The 26,358-nt window shown below is 44.1% G+C and carries 30 protein-coding genes; 22 read left to right on the top strand and 8 right to left on the bottom strand.

The features are described from left to right. Positions 1–13 precede the first annotated feature (13 nt). From EIZ58_RS14665 to accC, 3 genes are read left to right on the top strand one after another with little or no spacing between them, the layout of a single operon-like run. Positions 14–1,555 (top strand): acyl-CoA carboxylase subunit beta, encoded by a 1,542-nt coding sequence (locus EIZ58_RS14665; RefSeq protein ID WP_134702001.1) that lies wholly within the window; start codon positions 14–16, stop codon positions 1,553–1,555. A gap of 26 nt (positions 1,556–1,581) precedes the next feature. Continuing rightward, entirely contained in the window at positions 1,582–2,049 is a 468-nt protein-coding gene (locus EIZ58_RS14660; RefSeq protein ID WP_134701537.1) for a biotin/lipoyl-containing protein, read from the top strand. 13 nt (positions 2,050–2,062) lie between these two features. After that, positions 2,063–3,415, top strand: coding sequence for an acetyl-CoA carboxylase biotin carboxylase subunit (gene accC, locus EIZ58_RS14655; protein WP_134701536.1), 1,353 nt, complete (start codon positions 2,063–2,065; stop codon positions 3,413–3,415). A 60-nt stretch (positions 3,416–3,475) separates the two neighbouring features. Here accC and EIZ58_RS14650 read toward each other — a convergent pair whose 3' ends face one another. Next, positions 3,476–3,835 (bottom strand): hypothetical protein, encoded by a 360-nt coding sequence (locus tag EIZ58_RS14650; RefSeq protein ID WP_134701535.1) that lies wholly within the window; start codon positions 3,833–3,835, stop codon positions 3,476–3,478. A 138-nt stretch (positions 3,836–3,973) separates the two neighbouring features. Here EIZ58_RS14650 and EIZ58_RS14645 point away from each other — a divergent pair, with 138 nt between their 5' ends. From EIZ58_RS14645 to EIZ58_RS14630, 4 genes are all read left to right on the top strand, one after another. After that, positions 3,974–5,098 carry a DUF2515 family protein gene (locus tag EIZ58_RS14645; RefSeq protein ID WP_240689090.1) on the top strand — a complete coding sequence of 375 codons (1,125 nt, stop codon included), beginning with the start codon at positions 3,974–3,976 and terminating at the stop codon, positions 5,096–5,098. Positions 5,099–5,100: 2 nt separating this feature from the next. After that, complete coding sequence (locus tag EIZ58_RS14640; RefSeq protein ID WP_134701533.1) at positions 5,101–5,505, top strand: hypothetical protein; 405 nt, start codon at positions 5,101–5,103, stop codon at positions 5,503–5,505. A 51-nt stretch (positions 5,506–5,556) separates the two neighbouring features. Beyond that, entirely contained in the window at positions 5,557–6,225 is a 669-nt protein-coding gene (locus tag EIZ58_RS14635) for an SOS response-associated peptidase (RefSeq protein WP_134701532.1), read from the top strand. A gap of 216 nt (positions 6,226–6,441) precedes the next feature. Continuing rightward, positions 6,442–6,885, top strand: a complete 444-nt coding sequence (locus tag EIZ58_RS14630; protein WP_134701531.1) for a DUF2062 domain-containing protein — start codon at positions 6,442–6,444, stop codon at positions 6,883–6,885. Between the two features lie 78 nt (positions 6,886–6,963). Here the strand turns inward: EIZ58_RS14630 and EIZ58_RS14625 are convergent, their stop codons facing one another. Next, positions 6,964–7,326 carry a hypothetical protein gene (locus EIZ58_RS14625; RefSeq protein WP_134701530.1) on the bottom strand — a complete coding sequence of 121 codons (363 nt, stop codon included), beginning with the start codon at positions 7,324–7,326 and terminating at the stop codon, positions 6,964–6,966. Between the two features lie 12 nt (positions 7,327–7,338). Then, the gene (locus EIZ58_RS14620; protein WP_134701529.1) at positions 7,339–7,575 is read right to left on the bottom strand and encodes a hypothetical protein; all 237 of its coding nucleotides are present in this window, start codon (positions 7,573–7,575) and stop codon (positions 7,339–7,341) included. Positions 7,576–7,966: 391 nt separating this feature from the next. Here EIZ58_RS14620 and thiC point away from each other — a divergent pair, with 391 nt between their 5' ends. Together thiC and EIZ58_RS14610 are read left to right on the top strand one after the other, a co-directional pair. Then, entirely contained in the window at positions 7,967–9,721 is a 1,755-nt protein-coding gene (thiC, locus tag EIZ58_RS14615; RefSeq protein WP_134701528.1) for a phosphomethylpyrimidine synthase ThiC, read from the top strand. Further along, positions 9,714–9,893: a hypothetical protein gene (locus EIZ58_RS14610; RefSeq protein ID WP_134701527.1), complete on the top strand. Its 180-nt coding sequence runs from the start codon at positions 9,714–9,716 to the stop codon at positions 9,891–9,893. The genes thiC and EIZ58_RS14610 overlap by 8 nt, the downstream gene beginning before the upstream one ends. A 58-nt stretch (positions 9,894–9,951) precedes the next feature. Here the strand turns inward: EIZ58_RS14610 and EIZ58_RS34850 are convergent, their stop codons facing one another. Then, entirely contained in the window at positions 9,952–10,080 is a 129-nt protein-coding gene (locus tag EIZ58_RS34850) for a hypothetical protein (RefSeq protein WP_255438285.1), read from the bottom strand. Between the two features lie 277 nt (positions 10,081–10,357). Here EIZ58_RS34850 and EIZ58_RS14605 point away from each other — a divergent pair, with 277 nt between their 5' ends. The 6 genes from EIZ58_RS14605 (at position 10,358) to asnB (ending at position 16,022) form a co-directional block, all read left to right on the top strand. After that, the gene (locus tag EIZ58_RS14605) at positions 10,358–11,317 is read left to right on the top strand and encodes an SIR2 family protein (RefSeq protein ID WP_134701526.1); all 960 of its coding nucleotides are present in this window, start codon (positions 10,358–10,360) and stop codon (positions 11,315–11,317) included. Between the two features lie 58 nt (positions 11,318–11,375). Beyond that, positions 11,376–11,780: an FxsA family protein gene (locus EIZ58_RS14600; protein ID WP_134701525.1), complete on the top strand. Its 405-nt coding sequence runs from the start codon at positions 11,376–11,378 to the stop codon at positions 11,778–11,780. 110 nt (positions 11,781–11,890) lie between these two features. Beyond that, positions 11,891–12,097, top strand: coding sequence for a YrzA family protein (locus EIZ58_RS14595; RefSeq protein ID WP_134702000.1), 207 nt, complete (start codon positions 11,891–11,893; stop codon positions 12,095–12,097). Next, positions 12,097–12,852, top strand: coding sequence for an ABC transporter ATP-binding protein (locus EIZ58_RS14590; RefSeq protein ID WP_134701524.1), 756 nt, complete (start codon positions 12,097–12,099; stop codon positions 12,850–12,852). The genes EIZ58_RS14595 and EIZ58_RS14590 overlap by 1 nt, the downstream gene beginning before the upstream one ends. Then, on the top strand, positions 12,845–14,062 hold the full coding sequence (locus EIZ58_RS14585) for an ABC transporter permease (protein WP_134701523.1): 1,218 nt from the start codon (positions 12,845–12,847) through the stop codon (positions 14,060–14,062). Before EIZ58_RS14590 ends, EIZ58_RS14585 begins: the two co-directional genes overlap by 8 nt. A gap of 112 nt (positions 14,063–14,174) precedes the next feature. After that, complete coding sequence (gene asnB / locus EIZ58_RS14580; RefSeq protein ID WP_134701522.1) at positions 14,175–16,022, top strand: asparagine synthase (glutamine-hydrolyzing); 1,848 nt, start codon at positions 14,175–14,177, stop codon at positions 16,020–16,022. 77 nt (positions 16,023–16,099) lie between these two features. Here the strand turns inward: asnB and EIZ58_RS14575 are convergent, their stop codons facing one another. The 4 genes from EIZ58_RS14575 to EIZ58_RS14560 form a co-directional block, all read right to left on the bottom strand. Then, positions 16,100–16,279, bottom strand: coding sequence for an aspartyl-phosphate phosphatase Spo0E family protein (locus tag EIZ58_RS14575; protein WP_134701521.1), 180 nt, complete (start codon positions 16,277–16,279; stop codon positions 16,100–16,102). A gap of 100 nt (positions 16,280–16,379) precedes the next feature. Next, positions 16,380–16,652 carry a hypothetical protein gene (locus EIZ58_RS14570; protein WP_134701520.1) on the bottom strand — a complete coding sequence of 91 codons (273 nt, stop codon included), beginning with the start codon at positions 16,650–16,652 and terminating at the stop codon, positions 16,380–16,382. A gap of 50 nt (positions 16,653–16,702) precedes the next feature. Further along, positions 16,703–18,193 carry an ATP-binding protein gene (locus EIZ58_RS14565; protein ID WP_134701519.1) on the bottom strand — a complete coding sequence of 497 codons (1,491 nt, stop codon included), beginning with the start codon at positions 18,191–18,193 and terminating at the stop codon, positions 16,703–16,705. 104 nt (positions 18,194–18,297) lie between these two features. Beyond that, on the bottom strand, positions 18,298–19,962 hold the full coding sequence (locus EIZ58_RS14560; RefSeq protein ID WP_134701518.1) for an AMP-binding protein: 1,665 nt from the start codon (positions 19,960–19,962) through the stop codon (positions 18,298–18,300). Positions 19,963–20,158: 196 nt separating this feature from the next. On the opposite strand from EIZ58_RS14560, the gene EIZ58_RS14555 reads away from it, so the two are divergent. The 7 genes from EIZ58_RS14555 to EIZ58_RS14530 all read left to right on the top strand — a co-directional run bounded on the left by EIZ58_RS14555 (position 20,159) and on the right by EIZ58_RS14530 (position 26,264). Beyond that, positions 20,159–21,178, top strand: coding sequence for a DUF294 nucleotidyltransferase-like domain-containing protein (locus EIZ58_RS14555; protein ID WP_134701517.1), 1,020 nt, complete (start codon positions 20,159–20,161; stop codon positions 21,176–21,178). Further along, entirely contained in the window at positions 21,178–21,888 is a 711-nt protein-coding gene (locus EIZ58_RS14550; protein ID WP_167577716.1) for an exonuclease domain-containing protein, read from the top strand. Before EIZ58_RS14555 ends, EIZ58_RS14550 begins: the two co-directional genes overlap by 1 nt. Before the next feature lie 116 nt (positions 21,889–22,004). Next, on the top strand, positions 22,005–22,151 hold the full coding sequence (locus EIZ58_RS33400) for a hypothetical protein (protein WP_167577715.1): 147 nt from the start codon (positions 22,005–22,007) through the stop codon (positions 22,149–22,151). A gap of 157 nt (positions 22,152–22,308) precedes the next feature. Next, positions 22,309–23,244, top strand: a complete 936-nt coding sequence (locus EIZ58_RS14545; RefSeq protein WP_134701515.1) for a metal ABC transporter solute-binding protein, Zn/Mn family — start codon at positions 22,309–22,311, stop codon at positions 23,242–23,244. A 16-nt stretch (positions 23,245–23,260) separates the two neighbouring features. Further along, positions 23,261–24,013, top strand: a complete 753-nt coding sequence (locus EIZ58_RS14540; protein WP_134701514.1) for a metal ABC transporter ATP-binding protein — start codon at positions 23,261–23,263, stop codon at positions 24,011–24,013. A gap of 8 nt (positions 24,014–24,021) precedes the next feature. Continuing rightward, positions 24,022–25,377, top strand: coding sequence for a metal ABC transporter permease (locus EIZ58_RS14535; protein ID WP_167577714.1), 1,356 nt, complete (start codon positions 24,022–24,024; stop codon positions 25,375–25,377). Then, the gene (locus EIZ58_RS14530; RefSeq protein ID WP_134701512.1) at positions 25,374–26,264 is read left to right on the top strand and encodes a metal ABC transporter permease; all 891 of its coding nucleotides are present in this window, start codon (positions 25,374–25,376) and stop codon (positions 26,262–26,264) included. The genes EIZ58_RS14535 and EIZ58_RS14530 overlap by 4 nt, the downstream gene beginning before the upstream one ends. Positions 26,265–26,358 lie beyond the last annotated feature (94 nt).

Here is a 26,358-nt window from a genome sequence, read left to right as displayed (position 1 = left end):
GCTTACCATGACTATGTATGATAAAATAGATGAGTTGTTTCAGCGGAAGCTAAAAATTGAACTAGGCGGCGGAGATGATCGGATTGCGGCCCAGCATAACCGCGGAAAGCTCACGGCGAGAGAGCGGATTGACTTGCTGCTGGATGAAGGCACATTCGTAGAACTGAACTCTTTTATTCAACATCGTGCTTCGAATTTTGGTATGGACAAAGTCGAGGCACCGGGTGAAGGGGTAGTGACTGGCTATGGAAAAATCCATGGCAGACTAGTCTATGTTTTTGCTCAAGATTTTACCGTTTTCGGTGGAGCCCTAGGAGAAATGCATGCTAAAAAGATCGCAAAGATCATGGATTTAGCGGCACAGAATGGGGCGCCTATCATTGGGCTTAATGACTCCGGTGGGGCAAGGATCCAAGAGGGGGTGGTATCCCTTGATGGGTACGGTCATATCTTCTACCGAAATGCTATCTATTCTGGGGTAATTCCACAGATTTCGGTGATTCTAGGACCGTGTGCAGGAGGTGCCGTTTATTCTCCTGCGATTACGGATTTTGTATTTATGGTTGAAAAGACCAGTCAAATGTTTATTACCGGTCCGAAGGTCATTGAGACCGTTACTGGAGAAAAGATTACAGCCGAAAGCTTAGGCGGAGCCAAGGTTCATTCTAGTATCAGCGGCAACTCCCATTTTAGCGCAGAGAGCGAACCTGAAGTTTTAGAGCAAGTACGCAGATTAGTAGCTTTTCTTCCCCAGAACAATAATGAGTTGCCTCCAGCATCCGAAAAAATTCTTTCAGACGATTGGCGAGAGGATTTAGCTGAACTTGTACCAGTCGAAGGAACCAAAGTTTATGATGTTCGCAAGGTCATTGAGCAAATTCTAGATCACGGAGACTTTATGGAGGTTCAACGTGACTTTGCCAAAAATATTGTGATTGGATTCGGGCGAATTGACGGTCATAGCGTAGGCATTATCGCTAACCAGCCTAAAGTCATGGCAGGTGGTTTAGATATTAATTCCTCCGATAAGCTGGCACGCTTTATTCGATTCTGCGATTGCTTTAATATCCCGCTTATCACATTTGAGGATGTTACCGGCTTTTTCCCTGGGGTAAACCAGGAGCATGGGGGCATCATTCGTCATGGAGCGAAAATACTATATGCTTATTCCGAGGCAACGGTTCCCAAAATTACAGTGATCCTGCGCAAGGCGTTTGGCGGAGCGTATGTAGCCCTCAATTCTAAGGCAATTGGGGCCGATATCGTGTATGCCTGGCCTAATGCTGAAATCGCGGTTATGGGACCGGAAGGTGCGGCGAATATTATCTTTGCCAAAGAGATTGAACAAAGTGATAATCCTGCGGCAACACGGGCGGAAAAGATTGCAGAATATCGGGATATGTTCGCAAACCCCTATGTCGCTGCGGCTAACGGTATGGTGGATGATGTGATTGATCCCCGAGATACGCGTAAGAAGCTCAAGGAATCATTAGAAATGCTTAGAAATAAGAAGGAATCCCGCCCGTCCAAAAAGCACGGCAATATTCCATTGTAAGAATAAAGCTTTGGGAGTGAGATGACATGAAGTTGCACGAAATAAGAGAGCTAATAAAGCTAGTGGACCAATCCTCTATCGAGGAATTGGAAATAGAAAATGACGGGGTACAAATTACATTTAAAAAAGCTACACCTGTTATAGAAGAAAGCGTTGAGTCCGAAGTACCTGTGTTTGAAGTCGAAACCACCTTCGGTGAAGCGGCTACGGCTCTAGAAGCTCAGGTTCAAGAGATCGAACATCCTGAGACTGCAGCGCCCATCGAGAACCTTGTGAGTATTGTTTCCCCCTGGGTTGGAGTATTTTCGAACCCAACCATTTCTGTTGGGGAACGCGTGGAAGAGGGGCAGTTGCTATGTCATTGCAGTGTCGAGACATTGAAACTCTTTCATGAGATCAAGTCTTCTGTTTCCGGAGAAGTTGTTGAGGTGCTAACCGCAGAAGGGGAGCTCATTGAATATGGCCAGCCTTTATTTGTGATAAAGGCGGATTAAGGGGGAGCAACGAATGTTTAAAAAGGTACTAATCGCTAACCGAGGAGAAATAGCAGTGCGCATTATCCGTGCCTGCCGGGAGTTGGGAATTCAAACGGTTGCTGTATTTTCAGAAGCTGACCGGGAAGCACTGCATGTCAAACTGGCAGATGAGGCGTATTGTATTGGTCCGACTGCCTCTAAGGACAGTTACTTAAATATGACCAATCTGATGAGTGTGGCATCGATTACACATTCCGATGCTATCCACCCTGGATATGGTTTTCTAGCTGAGAATGCTACCTTTGCCGAGCTATGTACAGCATGCAATATCACTTTCATCGGTCCTGAAGCTGACGCCATTAATCGGATGGGCGATAAGTCTGTTGCTCGCGAGACGATGAAAAACGCAGGTGTACCAACCGTTCCCGGGACCGAGGGTTTAATCGAAGAGCTCGACGAAGCGGTTACCATAGCGGCGGAGATCGGCTACCCTGTTATCGTAAAAGCGACAGCAGGTGGCGGCGGTAAAGGGATGAGAGTAGCCACCAACGAGGATGATCTTCGGAAAGCGATCCGACAAGCACAAAAAGAAGCCGAAACGGCTTTTGGAAATCCCGGTGTATATCTAGAAAAATACTTAGAAGAACCACGCCACATCGAGATCCAAATTATCGCCGACAAGCACGGTGAAGTAGCCCATCTTGGTGAGCGCGATTGCTCGATTCAGCGCCGCCACCAAAAGCTAGTAGAGGAAGCACCAAGTCCAGCTCTTGATCCTGGATTGCGTGAGCAAATGGGAAAAGCAGCAGTAGCCGCTGCCAAGGCGGTAAATTATCATGGGGCAGGGACCGTGGAATTCCTGTTGGATAAGCATGGTCAGTTCTACTTCATGGAGATGAATACAAGGATCCAAGTTGAGCATCCGGTTACCGAGATGATTACAGGGGTTGACCTCATCAAGGAGCAAATCTCTGTTGCTGCAGGCTACCCACTTTCGTTCAAACAAGAGGATGTCACCATCAACGGATGGGCGATTGAATGCCGCATTAATGCAGAAAACCCTGCAAAGAACTTTATGCCGTCGCCTGGACGAGTGGATGGATACTTGCCTCCTGGAGGCTACGGGGTACGTGTGGATAGTGCAGTGTACCCGGGTTATCAAATTTCTCCCTTCTATGATTCAATGGTAGCGAAATTAATTGTATGGGGAAAAGACCGTGAGGAAGCCATCCAACGAATGAAAAGAGCGCTAGGCGAGTTCGTCATTGATGGCGTGAAGACGACGATTCCGTTCCACTTAAAACTTCTTGAGCATGAAGCGTTTGTGAGTGGAGAATTCAATACGAAGTTTCTTGAGACCTATCAATTGAATATTGAGGACTAAAATGTTTGCAGCCAAGGACCCCCTAGAGAGGAGAGCCTTGGCTGCTTTCTTTTTCCTAATTTATAGTTGGGCTTCTAATATCCAAGTTTGCTGTTTTCGCAGTAATCGAGTGATGCAATTATGCTCCTTGAACTTCTGCAACATGTAGGCGTGCAATTTCTCTTGAACCCAAGGTACGGCAGACAAGTCCTTGTTTTCAATAGCTTGCTTCACTTCCTGAAGCAATTCGCTATAAAAATGAACTTCTTCTTCTGAATCTCCGCAACCGCATTTTTCTAATGAAAGATGCTCTCTCATCAGCTGTGATGCACGAATCAATTCTTCTTGAACCTGTCTTAGAAGGTCAAAGGTCCAGTGATAGTCATACAGCAACGACATCCCTTTCATCCCATGATAGTGGGAAAGCATTCCTTTATTCAATTGTCTACCCTCCCTTCGGTTTGTTATACATTATTATACATAATATTCTAATAATTTCAAATAAATTTATGTGGAATAAATGACTTATTTTTTTATAGGATGTATGTAGGAAAATTCTTTCGATTCAAGGGAGGTCCAGTGAAAAAGGAGTTCGGCTCAATCAAACCTCTTGTGCAGGAGTTAAAGAAAAAAGCAAAGAAACCCATTCCGCCCGATTCCCTTGAGAAAGGGATTCTAGATGATATTCGGAAACACACCTCGACTTTTAATCGCAATAACCTCACGCGAACAAAAGCATACCTCGATTATTACCTTCGAAATCCTCAGATTCATTGGTCCTTTTTAGCTCATATGGTTTCTAGAAATGCAGGGTGGAGCATGACGGATCTGAAAGGCGAGTGGTTGCCGCGAATACTGAGAGAAGATGAGGCCGAAACCTTTTTTCATTTTTTAGAACGCGGGAACTGGCTGATTTTTCAAGATGCTTTTCCTCAGCTCTTGCTCTTTGAAGAAGGGAAAAAAAGGGAGAAAAATCTATCCCATCTCTTGCCGCATATACAGGTTTCTAGATTTATGCAAGTAAATTGGAATTATTATATCGAAACTCAAGATTCGACATTACTTAGTATGGCGCTCATTATCAATGAACAAAATTATATTGAATCTCGCCTCATTCAAGATCCATACTATCAGGAACAAGTTCTATCCACTTTACAATTCAAGCTTCAGGACATACTAAGCTTAAACCAGATCCTTTTTCCATTTCAGGGACAAGGAAGAATTCCAGATCTGCTAGGACAAACCCTTCATCAGTTCGCTTCATTACACGAAAGAATTGAACTGGGCAAGCGCCTCTACAAGATCTTATTTAGGGACGAATGGAATAGGAAAAAGGTCGAAGAGTGGGCTTCGAGTCATCCACATACGGGGTCGCGAAAAGACTACTGGTTTCACCTGTTTAATGATGTGAAGGATTCCGTTCCAGGGATGCCCTATAAGATAAGAATAGAGAAATGTTCACTCAAAGATCGTACCCTTCGCATTTATAGTCCTAAGCTGCCTCAGGTTTGGCCGGATATCGAGCACAAGCAAGGAGATAAAGAAGATTGGTATAAGGATTGGAAGGAAGCCGGTTACCTGCTAGGGGAGATTGAGCTGCAGGATGAGAGAATCGAAGCCCGTTATTGCAAAGCGCTAGAGAAAATAGACCTGGCGATAGCAGCGCAAGAGCTGTTATACCCACCTCACGAAGGGAGTGAATAAGCATGCCCCTTGATGATTGTATCAAATGGATAGAGCAACACATCGAATGTGAAGTGTATCTTTTGCATCATGAACAGGTACCAAACGGGTTCGTCGAGTTTCGCAATGGGGGGCATATCATATATCTCTTAGCAGATCTTGACAACACGGACTCCCAAGTTCTGTTGGAAATATTAGCGCATGAAGCTGGACATGTTCTTTATAATCGAAATAAGATGAGTATGGGAATCACCTATGAGGACATTGTAGCGGGTACGCAAGCCAAGCTCTCTGCTTTTCATGAGCTATGGTGCAAGCAACGAATCACAGATGATGAATATGATCGACTCTACCATGCCATCGAGGAAGAGTGGGAAAGTAATCAGCATAGAGACTGGATTATCCAAGAGCTGCGTGCCGTTTTTTGAGGCCTATGCTACACTAGGAAGACGTACAAGAGAAGGAAGGCGTGAAAATGGATGTGCGGCAGATTTACTCTTACAATCAGTGCGGAAGAGCTTATGAATCGATTTTTGTTGACTCAGCTTCCGGATCGGTATAGTCCTCGTTTTAACATTGCCCCGGGTCAGCTAATCTTAGCTATCATTACGGATTACAATCAAAGTGTCAGAGCTGGCTTTCTCCGCTGGGGTTTGATTCCGGCCTGGTCGAAAGACGAAAAGATAGGGAATAAGATGATCAATGCAAGAAGTGAGACTTTGCATGAAAAACCAGCGTTCAAGTCGCTGTTGTCCCGTAAGCGATGTTTAATTCCTGCAGATGGATTCTATGAATGGAAGGTTACAGGGGAAGGGAAACAGCCTGTCCGCATTTTACTTAAGGACGAACAAGTGTTTTCTATGGCCGGCTTATACGATACATGGCTAAACTCAGAGGGACAGAAGGTGCATAGCTGTACCGTGATTACAACACAAGCCAATGATCTTATTTCTCCTATCCACCATCGCATGCCCGTTATTCTCAAGCCTGAAGAGGAAGCTATATGGTTAGACCGCGACATTCAAGACAACAAAAGACTCTCTGGTTTATTGCAGTCCTTTCACCCTGATCAGATGAAGGTCTATCCTGTATCACCCGACGTAGGGAACGTGAAAAATGATCATCCTGGCTGTATCTCAATGCATTAAATCGTACGATTCTAACTGTGGGGCTAGGTTCGAAGCCCATGGTTTTTTCTATCGTCTACATAACTCGTACAGGATTGGGGAAAATGAAAGGGAAGGATTAGAAACTGAGAAAATAATCAGATATTGACGAAATCTAAGTAAGGTGAGATAGTAAGGATTAAGGAGATGATGTTCTAAGCAAGAGTAACCTATACTGAGATTTTGAGGGCATACATCATGAAAATTAAAAGGATACTGAAGTTTTATTTGATCCGCCTCTTCCGCCTCAAGAAAGGGGCAAGGCAGATTTCTTTAGGATTAGTCATGGGCTTTGTTCCCAATTGGTTTCCCACGTTCGGATTAGGTCCCATGCTGTCTGTCGTACTTGCCAAGGTTACTCGCGGTAATATTCCCGCAGCGATTATCTCTGCCTCGTTTGGCTCCCTTGTTTGGCCATTCCTTTTTCTTCTCAATTACAAAGTTGGATGTTTGTTTATGTACGCCAGTCCCGCACAAGCAGAAGAAGCATCAGTAGGATATTTACCAGCAGTCCAGGAGATTAGCCTATTCTTTTTTGTAGGGGCTGCCCTTAATACCCTGATCTTTGGCGTCCTGAGTTATTTTGTGTTTTATTTCCTATTTAGTAAATATCGTCACACCATTTTAAGAAAGCTCCAATAAAGGAACCCTCAGTGGGTTCCTTTATCTTTTAGCACAAGAAAAAGGCAGTCGCTATGAAGCAAACTGCCTCTTCTAGGGTTAATCCGCCTTATTAGCAAGAGGGTTTGGTGCTGCTAAATTATCATGCAGATGCAGGACACCCATACTTTCAATATGATTTCGGGTGGTTTCCGTGCCCAATTCATGCAGCTTCCGATAGATGTTTAATAGCTGATGGTCATATTGGTGATTATCTTCATCATCGTGATATTGTATATATGGGGTATGGGCACGGAACCATTCCCCAATACCGACATCCATTTGATGTGCCTTATCAAACAATTCCTGAAGCTGGTGAATCTCATTGTCGTCTGCATCAATCTCAAATTCATAGCTATCCGCACCCTGATCAGCTAAAATGACGCCATGCTCAACGTTGATATAATATCTTGTTTTTTTCACAGTAGCACCTCGCTAAAAAGGAACTTGATAGTATTGCTTAAAAAACCATAATAGCATAATAATTAAAGCGGCAAAAAGGACATAACTCCAAATGATCGGATTAAGCATAATCGGATTTTCCTTGATTTTTTGGTTTACTCCGTGATCAATCTCTCCTTTTTGTCTTGAGCGGATACGCAGCGACAAAATCAATCCAGCCAGAATAGTGACGAATGCTATGGCTAGAAGGGTCATAAATATTCCATTCATGATTGATCTTCACCTCATGTGTGATTTCCCCTTAGGTTTTGTCAATGGGAGATAAATCATACAGCATTAAGTCATCCTATTTACTATTGCTAAAAAAAGTATTGTCAGGATACATTATCCATGTTAATCTAAGAGAGTAAAACTTCATACTGTTTGCGGGAGCTGGGGGAACCTGGCTGAGAGGATAACTATGCCGTTGTCGACCGTTGAACCTGAACTGGATAATGCCAGCGGAGGAATTGAGAACAACCCTTGTCAACCTGACAACACACGTTTGTGTCTATGAGCCGCATGTATTTTCATGCGGCTATTTATGATGTATGTGTGATTCTTCCGCCTCCAATAAAAAGGTTCAAAAAATTAGGAATCTTACTAATAGGAGGTATTTTTAATGTCTAATTCAACACCTAAGTCAATCGAAGCACCTGTTATTCAACCGTTCCCAGGAAGTCGCAAGGTTTATGTCGAAGGTTCACGTGAGGATTTGCGCGTACCGATGCGGGAGATTGGACTTTCCAAAACCGTAAGCAGTTTTGGTGAAGAGGAAAATGCACCCGTTCGAGTTTACGACACAAGCGGAATTTATACCGATGAAGCTGTTACGGCCGATATTCATCAAGGATTGCCTGTCTTACGTCGGAAATGGGTGCTTGAGCGAAACGATGTAGAAGAATATAAGGGAAGACAAATTAAGCCAGAGGATAATGGTTATAAGGAAGGAAACGAGCTTCATAATCTACAGGTTTTTCCTGGTTTAACCAGAAAGCCTTTACGGGCCAAGGCCGGGAAGAATGTGACCCAGCTGCACTACGCGCGACAAGGGGTGATTACTCCGGAAATGGAGTTTATCGCCATCCGTGAAGGAGTATCTCCAGAGTTTGTTCGGAAAGAAGTAGCAGAAGGACGCGCCATCATTCCTGCTAATATTAATCACCCAGAGATTGAACCCATGATTATTGGTCGAAATTTTCATGTGAAGATTAATGCAAATATCGGTAATTCTGCTGTGACCTCATCAATCCAAGAAGAAGTAGAGAAAATGACATGGGCCACTCGCTGGGGAGCTGATACGATCATGGATTTATCGACTGGAAAAAACATTCATACAACGAGGGAGTGGATTATCCGAAATTCTCCCGTGCCCGTCGGTACAGTCCCTATCTATCAAGCCCTTGAAAAAGTAAACGGAAAAGCAGAGGAGCTTACTTGGGAAATTTATCGGGATACCCTAATTGAGCAAGCCGAACAAGGAGTGGATTACTTCACGATTCATGCAGGCGTATTATTGCGTTATGTCCCTCTTACAGCCCATCGAGTAACCGGGATAGTCTCGCGTGGGGGATCTATCATGGCCGCTTGGTGCCTTGCGCACCATGAAGAAAACTTCCTTTATACTCATTTTGAGGAGATCTGTGAAATCATGAAGGCCTATGATGTTTCCTTCTCTTTAGGAGACGGTTTACGACCGGGTTCCATTGCTGATGCGAACGATGAGGCCCAATTTGCTGAGCTGGAGACGCTAGGTGAGCTTACCCATATCGCTTGGAAGCACGATGTTCAAGTCATGATCGAAGGACCTGGCCATGTTCCGATGCACAAGATTAAAGAAAATATGGATAAGCAGTTAGAAATCTGTTCGGAGGCTCCATTCTATACTCTTGGGCCATTAACGACGGATATTGCGCCTGGTTATGATCATATTACATCTGCTATTGGAGCTGCTATGATTGGGTGGTTTGGCACGTCCATGCTCTGCTATGTAACGCCAAAAGAACATCTTGGGCTGCCTAACAAAGAAGATGTGCGTACGGGTATCATTACTTACAAGATTGCAGCACACGCAGCAGATCTGGCAAAGGGGCACCCGAATGCACAATATCGAGATGACGCCTTGTCCAAGGCTCGATTTGAGTTCCGTTGGCGCGACCAGTTTAACTTGTCGTTAGACCCAGAAAGAGCGATGGAGTATCATGACGAAACCTTACCAGCAGAAGGAGCGAAGACGGCTCATTTCTGTTCCATGTGTGGACCTAAGTTTTGCAGTATGAAAATTTCGCATAATATCCGTGAGGAATACCAGCTCGACCAGGAGATGCAAGAAAAGTCACGTGAGTTTAGAGAAAAAGGCAGCAAAATCTATGGATAAGAATCATGGAGCAATACAACTGATCCAACAGATTAAGGACATGGAGGAAACGCTGCTGCATCTTAAGCGCGAGCTAGCCAAACTCCAGCAAAATTGTATCCATGACGATCGAAGTAATCTATTAATGAAGACCTGCCAAAGATGTCTACAATCAGAAAGTATATATTATTAAGAAACAACCAGGTAAAAGAAAAAAGCAGAGGCTCTCTCTGCTTTTTTTATTTCAATTATTAAGATGCTTTTTCTGCTTTACGTTGCTCAAGTCGCTGCATTATCTTAGGTAAGAATGGTACGGTTAAGGAAACGCATACAGCAAACACCACTTCAGCTACCACGATAAACTTTACGAATTCACTCATCATTTCACTCATTATAATTCCTCCCCTTTATTGCTTTTTTTCAGAATAAACGATAGGTATACACAGTGTCAATGGTTTTTTCACAATATTGTCACATATTCTTCTAAGATCGTTCACAATTTAAGTGGTTTTTATCTTGATTTTACTTTTATTAAACAAAAAGCTAGGCTATTTCCGAATGTTCGTAGGAAAAGGAAGTTTAGGAATCACTCCCACTTGTAACCAATATGATAATAGTAGTCCATGATTTCAGCTTTGGTGAAAGGAGAGACGAACAATGAATAAGGTGGACGCTAGCCTGCTGATTCATTTGGCTCATATCAAAGAAGAGTTTAGCAAAGGGAAACTCACGCTATTCTGCGGGGCGGGAGTATCCGCAGACTCGGGCATACCGATTTGGAATCATCTCTTAAAAGATCTGCTTTCCGAACTTTTTATGAAAAAGATTGGACAAGATGAAATTTCTCCTAAAGTCTTAGCTCAAATTTATTTGGAATATTTTAAGCGGTCTCCCTTAATTATTCTTCAATATTTAAAAATTCAATTGGGTTCTGATTTTCTTTCTTATGTAAGAGGAGCTCTCTATCGCAAACAGCCGGCCAGCAATGAGCTGGTGGAGGTCATCGTAGATTTGTGTCGCCCGCAACGAGAGCGAAAATCATTGCATTCCATTATTACCTTTAATTTTGATGATGTGATCGAAAAAAATCTTGAGATCAATAAAATTAGATACAAATCCATTTCAAAGGAAGGCGAACGATACCTCCCTTCTGAACTGCCGATTTATCATGTTCACGGCTTTTTGCCAAGGCAAGGAGATCTTTCCGACTTTAACATCGTCTCAAGTGAAGATGCTTACCACTCTCAATTTATCGATCCCTTTAGTTGGTCTAATCTGGTTCAGCTCAACCACCTTAATCAAAATTTATGCCTGTTTATCGGACTCAGCCTGACAGATCCCAATTTGAGAAGACTACTAGATGTTTGCATGAGAAAAAAACCGGATAAAGTATTGAAAAATCATTATGTTTTCAAAAAAAGATATAAACAGGATGAGGTGGATAAACACATTGCAGAATTAGGGATAAAGGAAAAAAGCAATGAATATACGAGAATTTTTATTGAGACGGCTGAAAAGTTTGAAGAGCAAGACGCTAATAATCTGGGGCTAAACGTCATATGGGTTAATGACTTTCAAGAAATTCCTCTGCTTCTCAGACAGCTAACCCAAGACTGATTGTACATCGAAAGTAAACTTGATAAGATGAGTGTAGCAAGGGAAAGGTGTGAACAACATGAAATATCTGGTTGCCCTGCTCATTATCGTACCTGCGATTGAAATCTGGGGGTTAATTACTGCAGGTCAAGCCTTTGGCTGGTTGCCTACCCTCGTTTTAGTCATCCTGACAGGTGTCATTGGAGCATGGCTTGCGAAAAGAGAAGGCCTACAAATTTTCCGGTTAGCACAAGCACAAATGCAAAGGGGAGAGCTCCCTGGAGAAGTGATTCTTGACGGCATCCTCGTGTTTGCTGGGGGGTTAGTTTTGCTTACACCAGGGTTCTTTACAGATGCAGTCGGTTTTCTCTGCTTATTTCCCGTCACTCGCAGCGTGATAAAAACATATTTGAAGGCTTGGTTGCAAAAAAACATACAGAATGGAAACTTTAGAATTTATGGTGGGAACTTTCGTAGATGGTAGACTTCGCGCAGCAGCTGCGCGAGGTCTTTTTTCTTGTACGTCGTTTGAACACGGTAGGACTCTGCAGTAAAATAAGGAAGGGAACGACACAATGAAGGGAGAAGAGAATGATGCAATTTAAGTTGGAACGGATTGAGGATAAAGTCGAGTTCTTTGAAGCTTTTGATATAAAAAGACTCGAGAAATTGATTGATGAACAAATTGAAAATAACAAAGCGTTACTGCTACACGTACAATCGGTCCACCATCAGGTCACGCTAGATCCTACGACAGGGAAAAGACTTTATACAGCTGCAGTGCATTTTAAGGCGAAATAATGAGTACAGTCCAAGAACCGATCTTGAAAATAGAGCATCTTGTTGGAGGTTATCTTAAGAGAAAACCGGTTTTGCATGATTTAAACTTTGAGGTACATAGCAACGAGATTGTAGGATTAATTGGCTTGAATGGAGCAGGGAAAAGTACGACGATTAAACATATCCTAGGACTGCTTGAGCCTGTAGAAGGCTCTATTCGTATCCATGGAGTATCGCGTCAGGAAAAGCGAGAACTTTACCAATCGAAGCTGACCTACATACCCGAGTCCCCTATTTTTTACGAACAGTTAACCCTATGGGAGCACTTGAACCTTACTGCGATGGCCTATGATTTAAAAGAGAATTGGACCGATACGGCCGATGTCCTTCTAAAGGAATTCCGAATGGAGAAGATGAAACACTGGCTGCCTGAAACCTTTTCAAAAGGTATGAAGCAAAAGCTCATGATTATTTGCGCTTTTCTTGCACGACCTTCGTTATATGTCATTGATGAGCCTTTTCTTGGACTAGACCCTAGGGCCATTCAGTCCTTGCTAACGCTTATGGACGCGAGAAAAGAGGAGGGAAGTGGAATTCTCGTATCTACCCATATTTTGGCCACTGCTGAACGCTTTTGCAATCGGTTTGTCCTGCTACACGAAGGGAGGATCCTGCTTCAGGGAACACTCCGTCAACTTCAACAACAGACCAAGCTGGAAAATGCAACCCTAGACGAGATCTTCATGAAAGTCACAGAGGTTACTCACCATGAATAGCATTCGCAAACTATGGTTTGATCGAGCGGGCTGGTTTTGGACAGATGCAATTAAGTATCTGAAAATCATACTGATAGGGTATGCTTATTTACCCCTTATCTTACTTATTTCAATTGCTTACTTGTATCATTATATGCTTAAAGCGGTACCCCCCGGATGGGATTTCGGCTGGATTCTGGCTCCGTTAATTACTCTTGCAGTTACTAGAAGCCCGGTAAGAACCTTTATCAAAAAACCGGACCCCTTATTTTTGTTTCCAATGGAGCATCGCTTAACCGATTACTTTCGCTTAAGTTTATTGTACAGTGCTCTCGTTCAGGGCTTTGCCCTCTTTTTTATTTTCTTGGTGCTATCGCCCTTATATTATGCCAAGATTTCGCCTAGCTCGGGTGATTTTTATCAGACGTTTGTCCTGCTGTTAGGAGTAAAGTGGGGGAATATTTGGGCATCTTGGAACGAATATCGCTTGCCTCAAAATGCTCAAGCTCTTCATGTAGTGGGTCGCAGTGGGCTTAATTTCTTGATTTGTTTGTACTTATTTCATATTCCCCTGATCCCCGGATCTCTTCTTTTGGGTCTAGGGGTAGTATGGGTTCTTTATTATTATGCAGGAATATGGAAAAGGACGCGTCTAAGTTGGCCAAACCTTGTTCAAGGTGAGGAAGAGAGTCTAGCCCGTTTTTACACCTTTGCCCAGTGGTTCATGGATGTCCCAAACTATACCGTTCGAATGAAGAAGAGAACACTCTGGGTCGAATTCATTCAGAGGATTCCCCTCCTCCCGAAGAAGGGTCACTTCTACCTTTATTCTCGATCCCTTCTGCGATACAGGGATGTCTCAAGTCATTATTTCCGATTAACTGTTTTCGGGGGAGTATGTTTGTATGTTATGCCTTCCTCATGGCTTTGGGCTACCGCTGTCTTCCTGTTTAGTCTTGCTTCGAACGCGATTCAGATTATGAACACCTGGAGCCGGCTGAAGTTTTCGTTTTGGGATCGAATTCATCCTTTTCCGGCAGACAGTCGGAAGAAAGGGTTCCAGCGTGTTTTATTTTTGTTCCTTTTTCTACAATCGGCCCTGATGAGCGTGGTGCTGGCTAAAAATGGGATCCTATGGTTGTCAAGCTACTTGTTGTTCGGTTTCATTGTTTCCTATGTTGTTTCGTACCCCATCATGGGTCGCAAAATAGATAAAACCCTTAACACTTGAGACATAAGTCCCAAGTGTTATTTTTTCACACTTTTTATCGCGTAGCATATGTATGTTAGCAGATGGTATACAATATACAAAATAACCTAATATTGAAAGGATGACATACAGTATGTGTGGAATTACAGGGTGGATTGATTGGCAAAGAGATTTATCAAACGAATATGATACATTGAAAAAAATGGTGACTCCTTTATATAATCGAGGACCTGATGCGGAGGGAGTTTGGTTATCCCCGCGTGCAGCCTTCGGTCACAGACGGCTTGTAGTCGTTGATCCTGAAGGGGGTGCCCAGCCTATGAAAGGGAAGGTAGGGAACCGAGATTATACCATCGTTTATAACGGGGAACTCTACAACACAGAGGATATTCGAAAAGAATTGCTAGACCTTGGCTACCGCTTTCGCTCGCATTCTGATACAGAAGTTCTGTTGACTGCCTTCATGGAATGGGGAGAAGGCTGCCTAGTAAAATTAAATGGAATCTTCGCCTTTGCCATATGGGATGAAGCGCAGCAGCGGTTGTTTATTGCTAGAGACCGATTAGGTGTAAAACCTTTATTTTACACTCAAATCGGAAGTACTTTGCTATTTGCCTCGGAACTGAAAGCCTTATTGGGGCATCCGCTCGTACAGCCGGACATCACGCAAGAAGGTTTAGCGGAACTTCTTGTCATGGGACCCTCAAGAACACCTGGACATGGAATTTTTCGGGGAGTAAAAGAACTACTGCCAGGACATTTTTTAACCTATGATCGAAATCGTCTGCAAGAGTCGGCATATTGGAGTCTTGTCAGTCAGACTCATGAGGAAACGCTGGATGAGACGACTGAGAAGGTGCGAGCATTGTTTCAGGACGCCGTCCAGAGACAGTTGGTTGCCGATGTGCCTGTATGCACTCTCTTGTCAGGAGGCCTTGACTCTAGTGCTATTACCGCTATTGCTGCGCTAAGCTATCAAGAAGAGGGAAGGGGACCGTTACACACCTTCTCGGTGGATTACGAAGGGAATGAGAAATATTTTAAGACGAACGAATATCAGCCTAATGCCGACGGCCCTTGGATCAAGAAAGTGGTTGATCACTTTGGGACGATCCATCACTCGATCACAGTGAACACCGACCAATTAGTTGAAGCGCTAAAAGAAGCGGTACGCTTTCGAGATTTGCCTGGGATGGCAGACATTGATGCTTCATTGTATTTATTCTGTAAAGAAATCAAAAAAGAAGCAACAGTGGCTCTATCTGGGGAATGTGCAGATGAAGTGTTTGGCGGGTATCCGTGGTTTCACCGCTCTGAGCTGTGGTCTGATTCTAAATTTCCATGGACTAGAAACTTAGATTTTAAACTCGGTTTTTATTCGAAGGATGTAAAAGATGCCGTAAATGCCGAACATTACATGGCGCAACGCTATCGGGAAGCTGTGGCTGAGGTTCCGCATCTGGCTGGTGAAGAGGCCTCTGAAGAGAAAATTAGGGAAATGTTTTACTTGAATTTAACAAGATGGATGCCTACTTTACTTGATCGGAAAGATAGAATGAGTATGGGGGTAGGATTAGAAGTCCGTGTGCCTTTTTGTGATCATCGTTTAGTAGAGTATGCCTGGAACATCCCGTGGGAAATGAAAACAAGCGGAGACCGTGAAAAAGGATTGCTGCGCCGTGCGCTTCAGGGGATTCTGCCACACGATGTTCTAACTCGCAAGAAAAGCCCTTACCCCAAAACCCATAATCCCGCTTATCTCGAAGCCACCACTCGATGGCTCAATGAAATCCTCGAAGATTCCCATGCTCCGATCCTTCCTCTTATTGATACCCGTGCATTGCAAGCATTCATGCAGCAACCGAATCTGACTGCTCTTCACATTCCATGGTTTGGTCAGTTGATGAACGTTCCGCAGTGGTTTGCTTATCTCGCCCAATTAAACACATGGATGAAAGAATATAAAGTGAGAATCGTATAATCTAGGTAATAGGAAGATATAAGGGACGAAGAAAATATTCTCTTCGTCCCCATTTATATTCGTTATGAGTAGAGTATCTATATATTTACCTGACCATGCCATTTATTCCTCATGACTAAGGTGATCAGCTTGTCCAACTGTTGACTAAGCGAAATTACATCTGGATGTTGAAAATTAAAGTTATGCTTCGCAGCCGTTTGCTCTAGTTGTTCTTTTAACATTAATATTTCTTCGTCCACGTTAGCTTGAGTAAGCACTTCAACGCCTTCTTCCTTTACTGTATTAACGACGAAAACTAAGATACTAGTCTATAGTAATGGAAAAAGCGATCCATTTCGATCATTTTCGCTCGTCATTTCATGACGATTCTCGACACAACCGCTTAATTAACGAGTCAACAGCTTCTAAGTCCTCTAGGCCTTCAAACCATTTGCAATCAGGTGCAATCAATTCGTACTTATGATTCGTTTGCTCGCCCCTGAGCAAAATAAACCATTGATCTTGATAGGGGATTTCGACACCGATATCCAGAATCTCTCGATTATAGTCTTCTTTAATCCTCGATTCTGGAAACCATTCCTTAATTGACGCAAACTCCAGCTTCTCTTTATCTTGGTGAGGTAAGGTCATTCCCGCTCGCTCCCATCCGAGTTTTTTCCATTTTTACCATCATACCATGTTTAGCCATCTAGGGGGAGGGTGACCGTCACTTGCGTACCTTGATCAACCTGACTTTTTACACTTATCGTTCCTTTATACATTTCTATAATTCGTTTGCACACGACCAACCCTAAACCTGTACCTTGCTTTTTTAACGTGAAAAAGGGATCAAAGATCTTGTCTAGCGATTTCTCGGGTATCCCTTGGCCTGTATCAGCAATCACCAAGACGCAAGAACCATAACTCTCGTCTAGTGTGATGGAGAGTCGTCCCCCGTTGGGCATGGCCTCTAAAGCATTTTTGGTCAAGTTTAGAATTACTTGCTTCATGAGATCTCTCGAGCAGTTGACGAATATAGGACTTAGATTTGTTGGAACGACAACGTCTACCTTTGATATATGAGCTTCCGATTCGATCAGTGGGACAACTTCTGCTAGAATGTCCAACATATTGTTTTCCGAGGATTCATGCACAGTAGGCTTTCCTAAAACGAGCAGCTCAGACACGATAGAATTGATCCGATCGATTTCCTGTTGGATGATGGAAAAATAAAATTGATCCTGCTTATCCTGGTGTCTTTCGCTTAGCAACTTGGTTAGCCCTTTAATCCCAGTCAGAGGATTTCGGATTTCATGTGCCGTACTGGCTGCAAGTCCGCCAATAAGCTCCATTTTTTGGGCGTCATTCTGTAATTTTTCAAGTCTGATTTGCCGTTGCAGCTGGTAATACTTAATCAGGAGAAACAAAATATGAGTGATGATGAAGCTGAGTCCAATGGATATAAGAAGCACCGAGAACCTCCATTCCAAACTGAGGTTCGATAATCGGACGGTAACTAGCCAAGGAATTCGTGAAGTCGCAACGGTGGCTGCTATGCTGGTATCATTCTCCTTCTTTTCGATGAGGAAGAGCTCCTGCCCGGTTCCGTCCAGGACAGTAATTTCTTCTTCTTTCTTTAATGCGCTAAGATGTTCTTGTATTACATCCAGCCTAACACTCCCGATCAATACTCCCAGCACCTGGTCATGTTTCGTAACTGGGGTGGCAACCGACACGATGTATCGGCCCGTGACTCGGCCAAGATGAGCGTTTGAAATCGTCGTTTTTTTGGTTGAAAGAGCCGCCTTGAAATATTCCCTATCCATTAAATTGATTTTTTGAGGAAGCTGATTAGAGCCTAGCAAAATGTCTCCTTGAGGACTGACCCAGTAGAAGCCTGAGAATCGATCATCTTTACCATGGGTCCCTACAAGAAGCTCTTCAATCCTGCCTGGATCTGCATTTTCTAGACTGATGAGCAGCGCCATGGATTCTAATCGACCAATGGTTTCCCCTATAAAACTATCAATATTCATCGCGTGATGACTAGCATAAACCTGTGCCGATTGCTGAATTCTATCCCTTTCTCGTTCAAGAACAAATTGCATGTAAGTGGAAGTAATCACAATAGAAGGGATCACTACAATAAATAGATATAACACGAGATGGTTGAACCATTTATGATTAGTCACGGCTGTTCTCCTTGAAGAATCTTTACCTAATCTATTATACAGTTAATGACTGTGGGGATAAATAAAAAGGTTGCCATAAAAGAAGGCAACCTAATTTTACCAATCTATGCGGTCTCGATTTCACTAGCTTTACTAAGATTGTTCTTCGTGATGGCCAGCTCACGGAGTTTATATTTCTGAATTTTACCCGAAGCGGTCATAGGGTATTCTTGTACTATATGTATATAATAAGGGATTTTATATCGGGCAATTCTTCCCTCGCAGAACGCTTTCACTTCTTCCGGAGACAATACTTCACCTTCTTTTACTTTGATAAAGGCGGCGACTTGTTCCCCATAGCGCTCATCTGGAACCCCTACCACTTGAACATCAAAAATCTTTGGGTGTGTATAAAGAAATTCTTCAATTTCACGAGGGTAAATGTTCTCGCCGCCGCGAATAATCATATCCTTCAGCCGACCAGTGATCTTAACATAGCCCTGTTCATCCATGGTGGCTAGGTCACCGGTATGTAGCCAGCCGTCAACATCAATCGCCTTGCTGGTTTGTTCAGGCATGTTGTAATAGCCTGCCATCACATGATATCCCCTTGTGCATAATTCCCCTTGAACAGTTCGCTCTACTTCCTCACCTGTAGCAGGATCTACTATTTTTACTTCCACATTTTCAAGCGCCTTACCGACGGTGGAGACCCTACGTTCTATACTGTCGTTGTATCTTGTTTGGGTAATGACTGGAGAGGATTCTGTTTGTCCATAGGCAATCGTGACTTCTTTCGCACCCATGAGTTCAACGACTTTTTTCATAACCTCAATAGGGCAGGGGGAGCCGGCCATAATGCCGGTACGCAAGCTGGATAAATCGTAAGTATGAAATGCTGGATGATTAAGTTCAGCGATAAACATAGTAGGTACCCCATAAAGAGCGGTACACTTTTCTAGTTCTACCGCCTTGAGCACCCGCTCAGGATCAAAGGTGACTAAAGGGACCATGGTTGCACCTGTAGCCACGGACGCTAAGGTGCCCATGACACAGCCGAAGCAGTGAAAGAAAGGGACAGGAATGCATATTTTATCATTCTCGGTTATTCTTTGGCTTTCTGCCACATTTAGGGCATTATTGATGATATTGTAGTGACTAAGCATAACCCCTTTAGGGAAACCTGTTGTTCCTGATGTGTATTGCATGTTGATGACGTCTTCTGGCTTAAGCTGAGCTTGGCGGGCGATGAGATCCCTGTCACTGATAGCGGAACCCTGGTCAACTAAATCACTCCACTTGTACATGCCAGGTTTTGTCTCTTCCCCAAGATAAATGACATTCTTTAATTTCGGTAAACGTTGAGATTGAAGCTGACCTGGCAAGGCTTCTTTGAGCTCCGGACAAATTTCGTAAACAATATCAGTGTAGCTTGTCCCGCGATAGCCATCAATGAGCAATAAGGTAGTGGAGTCGGATTGGTGCAACAAGTATTCTAATTCATGGGCTCGATAGCTCGTGTTAACGGTTACAAGAACAGCCCCCATCTTAGCAGAAGCGAACTGAGTAACGACCCATTCCGGTACATTCGTAGCCCAGATGGCGATATGCTCCCCTTTTTGAATGTCTAGGCTAATCAGTCCTTTAGCTACTTGATTGCATGTTTCCTGGAACTGCTTATAGCTGTATCGAAGATCTCTTTCGATATAAACCACAGCATCTTTATCTGGGTACTTGGCTGTTGTTGAATCTAATAAATCCCCGATAGTCGTATAGTGAAGCTCTGCCATGTCACTCCTCCTCATTGTTTGTCTAATTTTTTTATCCCAAGATCTATTCTACAGGAAATGGTAAATATCCTGCTAAGAATGTTACCGTTTACAATATTTTGTTTTGTAGGATTCTTGACACGAAAAAACCCTTGTTTTTATTTTCTCGCAATCATGTTATAATACCTTACACAATACTATCAGGAGGGAGATCATCATGAATATAAACTCTCACCTGAACCATCGACAGATTCTAGAAGTAGCGGTAAAGGCTACTAGAGAGACTATTTTTTCCTCCATTACTACGATTAATAAGCTGCACGATCAAGTTCATCAGGAAGCGCTGGAGGCGATCGATCTAAAACTTAGATCGAAGCAGAGGTTGCTTGAATTTTCTTTTAGCTTTTTAGAGATGGGTAGTGGAGGAAGGCAGGAGAGAACTCTCTGGACGGATCAAGACAATGCCGTGATTTTTTCTTGTGGGGAAGAAGTTAGGACGATGGTCCATCAGTATCTAGTGGATTGGGCAGAAGAAGCCATTCAGGAACTTTCTGCGTATGGTTATCCATTATGTGATGGCTGGGTTATGGCTACCAACCCGCGGTGGATGCAGAGTGTAACAGGATGGAAGGAGCATTGGACACAGTGGACCCAACGGCTTACGACGGAAAATATGCGTTATCTTCTGCTTTCCCTTGACCTGCGCCCGCTCTATGGTGATCCGTCTTTGCTTAGGACGGTGCGAAGCTGGCTCCACGAAACCTCATCTTCTTCCCCTTGGATAAAAGAAGTGATGCTATATGCCTTTAATTATCCATTACCGATCGGGTTGCTAGGTAATCTGATTACCCCGCGCTACGGTCCACACGCTGACCTCTTTCACCTAAAAGAAGGGGGTTATTATCAGATGGTTACCATCATACGCGTTTTAGCCCTTTATTCAGGGATTGAACAAACGTCAACTCGTCAACGAATTGAAGAGCTGTATCGAAGGGGATATTTTTCTAAGGACATCAAAAATAAATGGTTGGAATGCCTTCGTTTTTATTTATTCTCTCGGCTTCGACACCATGTGAATTGCTTCCAGCAGGATATGTTGCTTCAGGACTATATTAATCTGTCTACTTGGGGGCAGGATGAGGTGGAGGAGCTGAAGCAACATCTCCAGTTCATTCGCAAGCAGCAAAAGCACTGGAAAAAAGAAGTAACAGCAAAAAAATGGGAGGGGCTCCCGTAATGCAGCGATTACAACAAATGCTCCACCGTATGCTTGGGGGAACTCGCCCTTCATTAGAAAATGAGGCTTGGAAAAGAAACATGCTCCGGGAAGCAAGCGAACATGATAAACAGCTAAAAACTCCTTTAAGTGCCCTCAAGGTGGCAGGAATTGATTCAGAAACGACAGGTTTTTCCCCGGAGCATGGCGACGAAATCATCTCGCTAGCTGCAGCCAGATGGAGTGGGGGTACTGCGGATGAACCCTTCCATTCTTACGTGAGTATCCAGGCAGATATCCCGCACATGGTTAGTAAGCTTACAGGCATCACGCTCGAACATCTTCACCAAGCACCCTCTCTTGAGAAGGTGATACCTGAATTTTTCAACTATATCGGATCCTCCGTTCTGCTTGGATATTTTGTAGGACACGATATTAAGTTTATCAACTATTTTCTGTGGAAAAAACACCGCACGCGAATAACCCACCGAGTTCTTGATCTATACGGAATTATGCCCTTATTAGATTCGAATTTGGAACATGCCAACTTTGACGAGGCCTGCCAGCATTACGGGGTAGTGAACTCTGGGCGCCATACGGCTCTTGGGGATGCGCTGGCGGTGATAGATCTTTGGAATCACATTGTCAGAGACTTAGAGCATCAAGAAATTGTAACTTTAGAGCATCTTTACCAGAAGCTGGCTAAGAATAGGAATACGAATAAAACTTGAGTGCCTCTCCCATTCATGAACGGGGGAGGCCTCTTTTTTGTTTCCTTTGTAACATATTTTTTGGGTGGGGAATATATTTTGAGTATAGGAAACTTTTTTCAACGAGGTGAAGAAAGATGGGCTCGTACCGAAATATTCATCGGGTCGAACAGCTTACAGGAGTTTTATTCCGACTGGGGATTTTGACTTCGGATGAAGAAAAAGACATCCGTGAAAAAATTGCTAAGCTTAGGTCCTCTAACAGGCAATCCAAGATAAAGTAGGCACGCATGGATTAGGATTCTCATAGGCTACTATTACCCAAAAACAATGCGGCATGATAGGTGGTGAAAAGAAAGAAGTTTTTTTCGCGTATTTGTTGACTTAAGGAAAAACAATTTACCGATATAAACACAGTAAAGATTAGAATGGAGGATCACAATGAGGAGTCTCAAGTTCGTTTCGTTGAGCTTGCTATTGATTGTGGGCTTGTTCCTAGGCGCCTGCTCCAATCAGGAGCAAGCGGGATCAACCCCTGAAGATACAGTTCAGATCACCACAACTACCGGGATGATCGCTGATATTGTAAAAAATGTGGGGGGAGATCGAGTAGCAGTCCAATCCCTTATGGGACCCGGTGTGGATCCTCATCTTTATAAGGCATCCCAAGGTGACATTGGAAAGCTAGACCAAGCAGATATGATTTTTTACAATGGCTTGAATCTAGAAGGTAAAATGGCCGATATTTTCGTCCGGATGGCCAGCAGTAAGCCCACCATACAAGTAACGGAAACCATTGATGAAGAGGCTCTTCTAGAGCCCGAGGAGTTTGATGGGCATTATGATCCTCACATCTGGTTTGACGTGCAATTATGGATGAAGGCTGTCGAGCGAGTACGGGACGCACTCATCGAGTTTGATCCTGCCCATAAGGCCGACTATACCAAGAATGCAGCTGCCTACCTCGCTCAGCTAGAGGAGCTAGATCAATATGGAAAAGATCAAATTTCCCTCATCCCTGAGGAATCTCGCGTACTCGTAACCGCTCACGATGCCTTTGGGTATTTCGGAAAAGCCTACAACATTGAGGTCATGGCGCTTCAAGGCATAAGCACGGATGCCGAATACGGGCTAGCCGATGTTCAAGCGCTTGTCGACATCCTAGTGGACAGAAATATTAAAGCCGTCTTTGTAGAATCTAGCGTATCTTCAAAAGCAATCGAGGCTGTAGTGGAAGGGGCTAGAAAAAAAGGGCATGAAGTGCAAGTGGGCGGAGAATTGTTTTCTGATGCCATGGGGGATGACGGGACAGAAGAAGGCACTTATATCGGAATGTTCCGGCACAATATCGATACTATAGTTTCGGCTTTGAAATAGATAGGAGGCACAACACATGGAACCTGCTGTAACCGTAGAGAACATGACCATTGCCTATCATAAAAAACCGGTACTGCGAGAAGTCAGCTTCCAAGCTCCGGGAGGAAAGCTCATCGGAATTGTCGGGCCCAATGGGGCCGGCAAGTCCACGCTCATTAAAGGAACTTTAGGGCTTGTACCGTTGGCTTCCGGTTCTGTAGAGATCTACGGCAGACCTTATCTTACCCAAAGAAAGCTCGTGGGATATGTTCCGCAACGGGAGTCTGTGGACTGGGACTTTCCCACGAATGCCTTGGATGTTGTGATGATGGGGCGATATGGCCATGTGGGCATGTTCAAATGGCTTCGTTCTAGCGATAAAGAGATAGCCATGTCCTGCTTAGAAAAGGTAGGAATGGCCGACTATGCCCACCGCCAAATCAGCCAACTGTCGGGCGGACAACAACAGCGGGTGTTTCTTGCAAGAGCACTAGCTCAAGACGCAAAAGTCTACTTTATGGATGAACCATTCGTCGGAGTCGACGCAGCAACAGAAAAGGCCATCATTGCCTTGCTTAATGAGCTCAAGTCTCAAGGTAAAACGGTACTTGTCGTCCACCATGACTTGCAGACGGTAAAGGAGTATTTTGATTGGGTCCTTCTGATAAACTTGCGTAAGATAGCCTTTGGGCCAACCGAGGAAGTGTTTACGTACGATAATCTACAAAAAACATATGGGGGTCGACTGCACGTGTTAAATGACATGGGGCCGGCTCTTCTACAAGGATAGGGATGTACATGGAATTTCTAGTAGCCTTATTCCAGGATCCGAATGCCCGATGGGTGATCACTGGATGTTTATTGCTCGGGTTGAGCAGTGGTGTACTAGGGTGTTTTGCCCTATTTAAGAAATATAGCTTGATGGGCGATGCTGTCGCCCATGCCGCTCTTCCGGGTATATGCATAGCGTTTATGCTGTACGGCTCAAAGTCAATTGGAATCTTTATGCTGGGTGCCACCATCGCGGGGTTAATCGGTGCCCTCTGCATTGGTCAAATTTCGGCTTATTCTAAGATTAAGCCGGATACCTCGATGGCTATCATTTTAACAGGCTTCTTTGGAGTGGGAATCGTATTGCTTACGAAGATCTCCCAATCCGGGAAAGCAAGTCAGAGTGGATTGGATGCTTTCCTTTTCGGCAAGGCAGCTTCCCTGGTTGGAGCCGATGTAGAGGTCATTAGTGTGGTAGCCTTCCTTCTTCTTGCGATTACCTTTGCTCTGTTTAAAGAATTAAAGCTGCTTTGCTTCGACCCTCAATTTGGAAGAGGGATAGGCTTACCCATGGGCGCGTTGAATACGCTTCTGATGCTGATGATCGTATTAGCTGTTGTCATTGGTCTACAAGCTGTAGGGGTGGTCCTCATGGCCGCCATGCTCATTATCCCTGCCGTAGCTGCACGCTATTGGACAGAGGAGCTGAATGGGATGGTTTTCCTTTCAGGCGTATTTGGAGGTTTAGCAGGCGTATTAGGAACGGTCCTCAGCGCCATAACTCCTAATCTTCCGACAGGACCCGTGATTGTACTGGCGGCAACCTTTATATTTCTACTTTCTTTATTTTTTGCTCCCGAACGGGGCTTATTGGCAAAAGCTATTAGGCACCTGAAGCTCAGGCAAAAGATTATCTCTGAAAACCTTCTCCAATCCCTTTACGACCTGAGCGAAAGAGACTTTCTCCAAGATCAATCTTGGAAAAAAGGGTATACGCTAGATCAGTTGCATCAACTTCGGCCTGATCACAAGAACACCATGCTAAGATATCTGCAGCGTCTTCAAGCAGCAGGATGGGTTAGTGAAAAGGGAGTGAACTGGACTTTAACCGAAAGAGGACTTCAAGAAGCTTATAGCGTGACCCTCAATCAACGTCTGTATGAAATGCTTTTAATCTATCAGGCGCGGTATGGCACTCTGAATTTGCAGGAGGAGTCAAGGAGAGTTCAGGATTTTGTTTCTGAAAGCACCTTAAACGAACTGCAGGGACTACTCCTTGATCATCAGCGTAAACCTCAATTAACTCCATTCTTGGAGATCCGCTATGATCACCCCTATCAAGATAACTATAATGAAGCGCCGACGAAAGGAGGGGACCTATGAGCCACAGCGCTTGGATTATTCTTATTGGTTCGTTGGTCGCGTCTTCTTGCGGACTCGTTGGCTGCTTCCTGATCTTGAGGCGAATGGCGATGCTAGGAGATGCGATTAGCCATGCTATTCTACCAGGGATCGTGCTTGCCTTTTTGATCAGTCATAGTATGGACGGGATTGTGATGCTGATCGGAGCTACGATTGTAGGTTTACTGACCGCTTTTTTTATACAGACCCTACACGGAAGCGGCGTTCAGTCCGATGCGGCCATCGGCGTCACGTTCACCGCCTTATTTTCCCTTGGCGTGGTCTTGGTTTCGCTTTATACTTCAAGGGTTCACTTGGATCTCCAGCATGTCTTATACGGTGAGATTGCGTATGCCCCTTGGGAACTGGTTACCTTTATAGGTATTGAACTTCCCAAGGCCGTCTGGATGATGGGGGGAGTGTTTGTGTTGACCCTCACGGTTGTGGGCTTGTTGTATAAGGAGATTAAGCTTACTTCTTTTGATCCCCAGCTCGCGACGGCACTAGGCATTCCGGTTGTGTGGATCCATTATACCCTGATGGGTTTAGTGTCCATGAATACGGTGGCCGCCTTTGAAAGTGTCGGAGCCATTCTCGTGGTGGCGATGCTTGTGATTCCAGGTGCCACGGCTTACCTGTTGACCGAGCGACTGAGCCGGATGCTTTTGCTCAGTCTGCTGTTTGGGGTCACCTCCGCCGTAGGCGGGTATCTGTTAGCTGTCTTTTGGGATGTCTCCATCTCAGGCTCTATGACGACCTTTGCCCTGCTACAGTTTGTTCTAGGCTTCCTGTTCGCCCCTCGACAAGGACTCTTATCAAGATGGGTTTCGTACAAAATGCTGCAAAGAAGCCATACTACAGAAAGGTAAATAGGCAAAGAATAGAGATAGGAATCGCAGGATTCCTATTTTTTCTTTCCTTTTCTTATCAAGTGGTGATAAGATATGGTACATGAAGATTATT

Origin of the sequence: Ammoniphilus sp. YIM 78166, from assembly GCF_004522215.1 — a bacterium.
Taxonomy (GTDB): Bacteria; Bacillota; Bacilli; order Aneurinibacillales; family RAOX-1; genus YIM-78166.
Note: the sequence above shows the minus strand (reverse complement) of the source record. Positions and strands in the feature narration are given on the sequence as shown.

Coding starts and splice junctions, on each gene's coding strand:
- EIZ58_RS14665 (WP_134702001.1), top strand. CDS start 14: ATGTATGATAAAATAGATGAGTTGTTTCAGCGGAAGCTAAAAATTGAA.
- EIZ58_RS14660 (WP_134701537.1), top strand. CDS start 1,582: ATGAAGTTGCACGAAATAAGAGAGCTAATAAAGCTAGTGGACCAATCC.
- accC (WP_134701536.1), top strand. CDS start 2,063: ATGTTTAAAAAGGTACTAATCGCTAACCGAGGAGAAATAGCAGTGCGC.
- EIZ58_RS14640 (WP_134701533.1), top strand. CDS start 5,101: ATGCCCCTTGATGATTGTATCAAATGGATAGAGCAACACATCGAATGT.
- EIZ58_RS14635 (WP_134701532.1), top strand. CDS start 5,557: ATGTGCGGCAGATTTACTCTTACAATCAGTGCGGAAGAGCTTATGAAT.
- EIZ58_RS14630 (WP_134701531.1), top strand. CDS start 6,442: ATGAAAATTAAAAGGATACTGAAGTTTTATTTGATCCGCCTCTTCCGC.
- EIZ58_RS14620 (WP_134701529.1), bottom strand. CDS start 7,575: ATGAATGGAATATTTATGACCCTTCTAGCCATAGCATTCGTCACTATT.
- thiC (WP_134701528.1), top strand. CDS start 7,967: ATGTCTAATTCAACACCTAAGTCAATCGAAGCACCTGTTATTCAACCG.
- EIZ58_RS14610 (WP_134701527.1), top strand. CDS start 9,714: ATGGATAAGAATCATGGAGCAATACAACTGATCCAACAGATTAAGGAC.
- EIZ58_RS34850 (WP_255438285.1), bottom strand. CDS start 10,080: ATGAGTGAATTCGTAAAGTTTATCGTGGTAGCTGAAGTGGTGTTTGCT.
- EIZ58_RS14605 (WP_134701526.1), top strand. CDS start 10,358: ATGAATAAGGTGGACGCTAGCCTGCTGATTCATTTGGCTCATATCAAA.
- EIZ58_RS14600 (WP_134701525.1), top strand. CDS start 11,376: ATGAAATATCTGGTTGCCCTGCTCATTATCGTACCTGCGATTGAAATC.
- EIZ58_RS14595 (WP_134702000.1), top strand. CDS start 11,891: ATGCAATTTAAGTTGGAACGGATTGAGGATAAAGTCGAGTTCTTTGAA.
- EIZ58_RS14590 (WP_134701524.1), top strand. CDS start 12,097: ATGAGTACAGTCCAAGAACCGATCTTGAAAATAGAGCATCTTGTTGGA.
- EIZ58_RS14585 (WP_134701523.1), top strand. CDS start 12,845: ATGAATAGCATTCGCAAACTATGGTTTGATCGAGCGGGCTGGTTTTGG.
- asnB (WP_134701522.1), top strand. CDS start 14,175: ATGTGTGGAATTACAGGGTGGATTGATTGGCAAAGAGATTTATCAAAC.
- EIZ58_RS14570 (WP_134701520.1), bottom strand. CDS start 16,652: ATGACCTTACCTCACCAAGATAAAGAGAAGCTGGAGTTTGCGTCAATT.
- EIZ58_RS14560 (WP_134701518.1), bottom strand. CDS start 19,962: ATGGCAGAGCTTCACTATACGACTATCGGGGATTTATTAGATTCAACA.
- EIZ58_RS14555 (WP_134701517.1), top strand. CDS start 20,159: ATGAATATAAACTCTCACCTGAACCATCGACAGATTCTAGAAGTAGCG.
- EIZ58_RS14550 (WP_167577716.1), top strand. CDS start 21,178: ATGCAGCGATTACAACAAATGCTCCACCGTATGCTTGGGGGAACTCGC.
- EIZ58_RS33400 (WP_167577715.1), top strand. CDS start 22,005: ATGGGCTCGTACCGAAATATTCATCGGGTCGAACAGCTTACAGGAGTT.
- EIZ58_RS14545 (WP_134701515.1), top strand. CDS start 22,309: ATGAGGAGTCTCAAGTTCGTTTCGTTGAGCTTGCTATTGATTGTGGGC.
- EIZ58_RS14540 (WP_134701514.1), top strand. CDS start 23,261: ATGGAACCTGCTGTAACCGTAGAGAACATGACCATTGCCTATCATAAA.
- EIZ58_RS14535 (WP_167577714.1), top strand. CDS start 24,022: ATGGAATTTCTAGTAGCCTTATTCCAGGATCCGAATGCCCGATGGGTG.
- EIZ58_RS14530 (WP_134701512.1), top strand. CDS start 25,374: ATGAGCCACAGCGCTTGGATTATTCTTATTGGTTCGTTGGTCGCGTCT.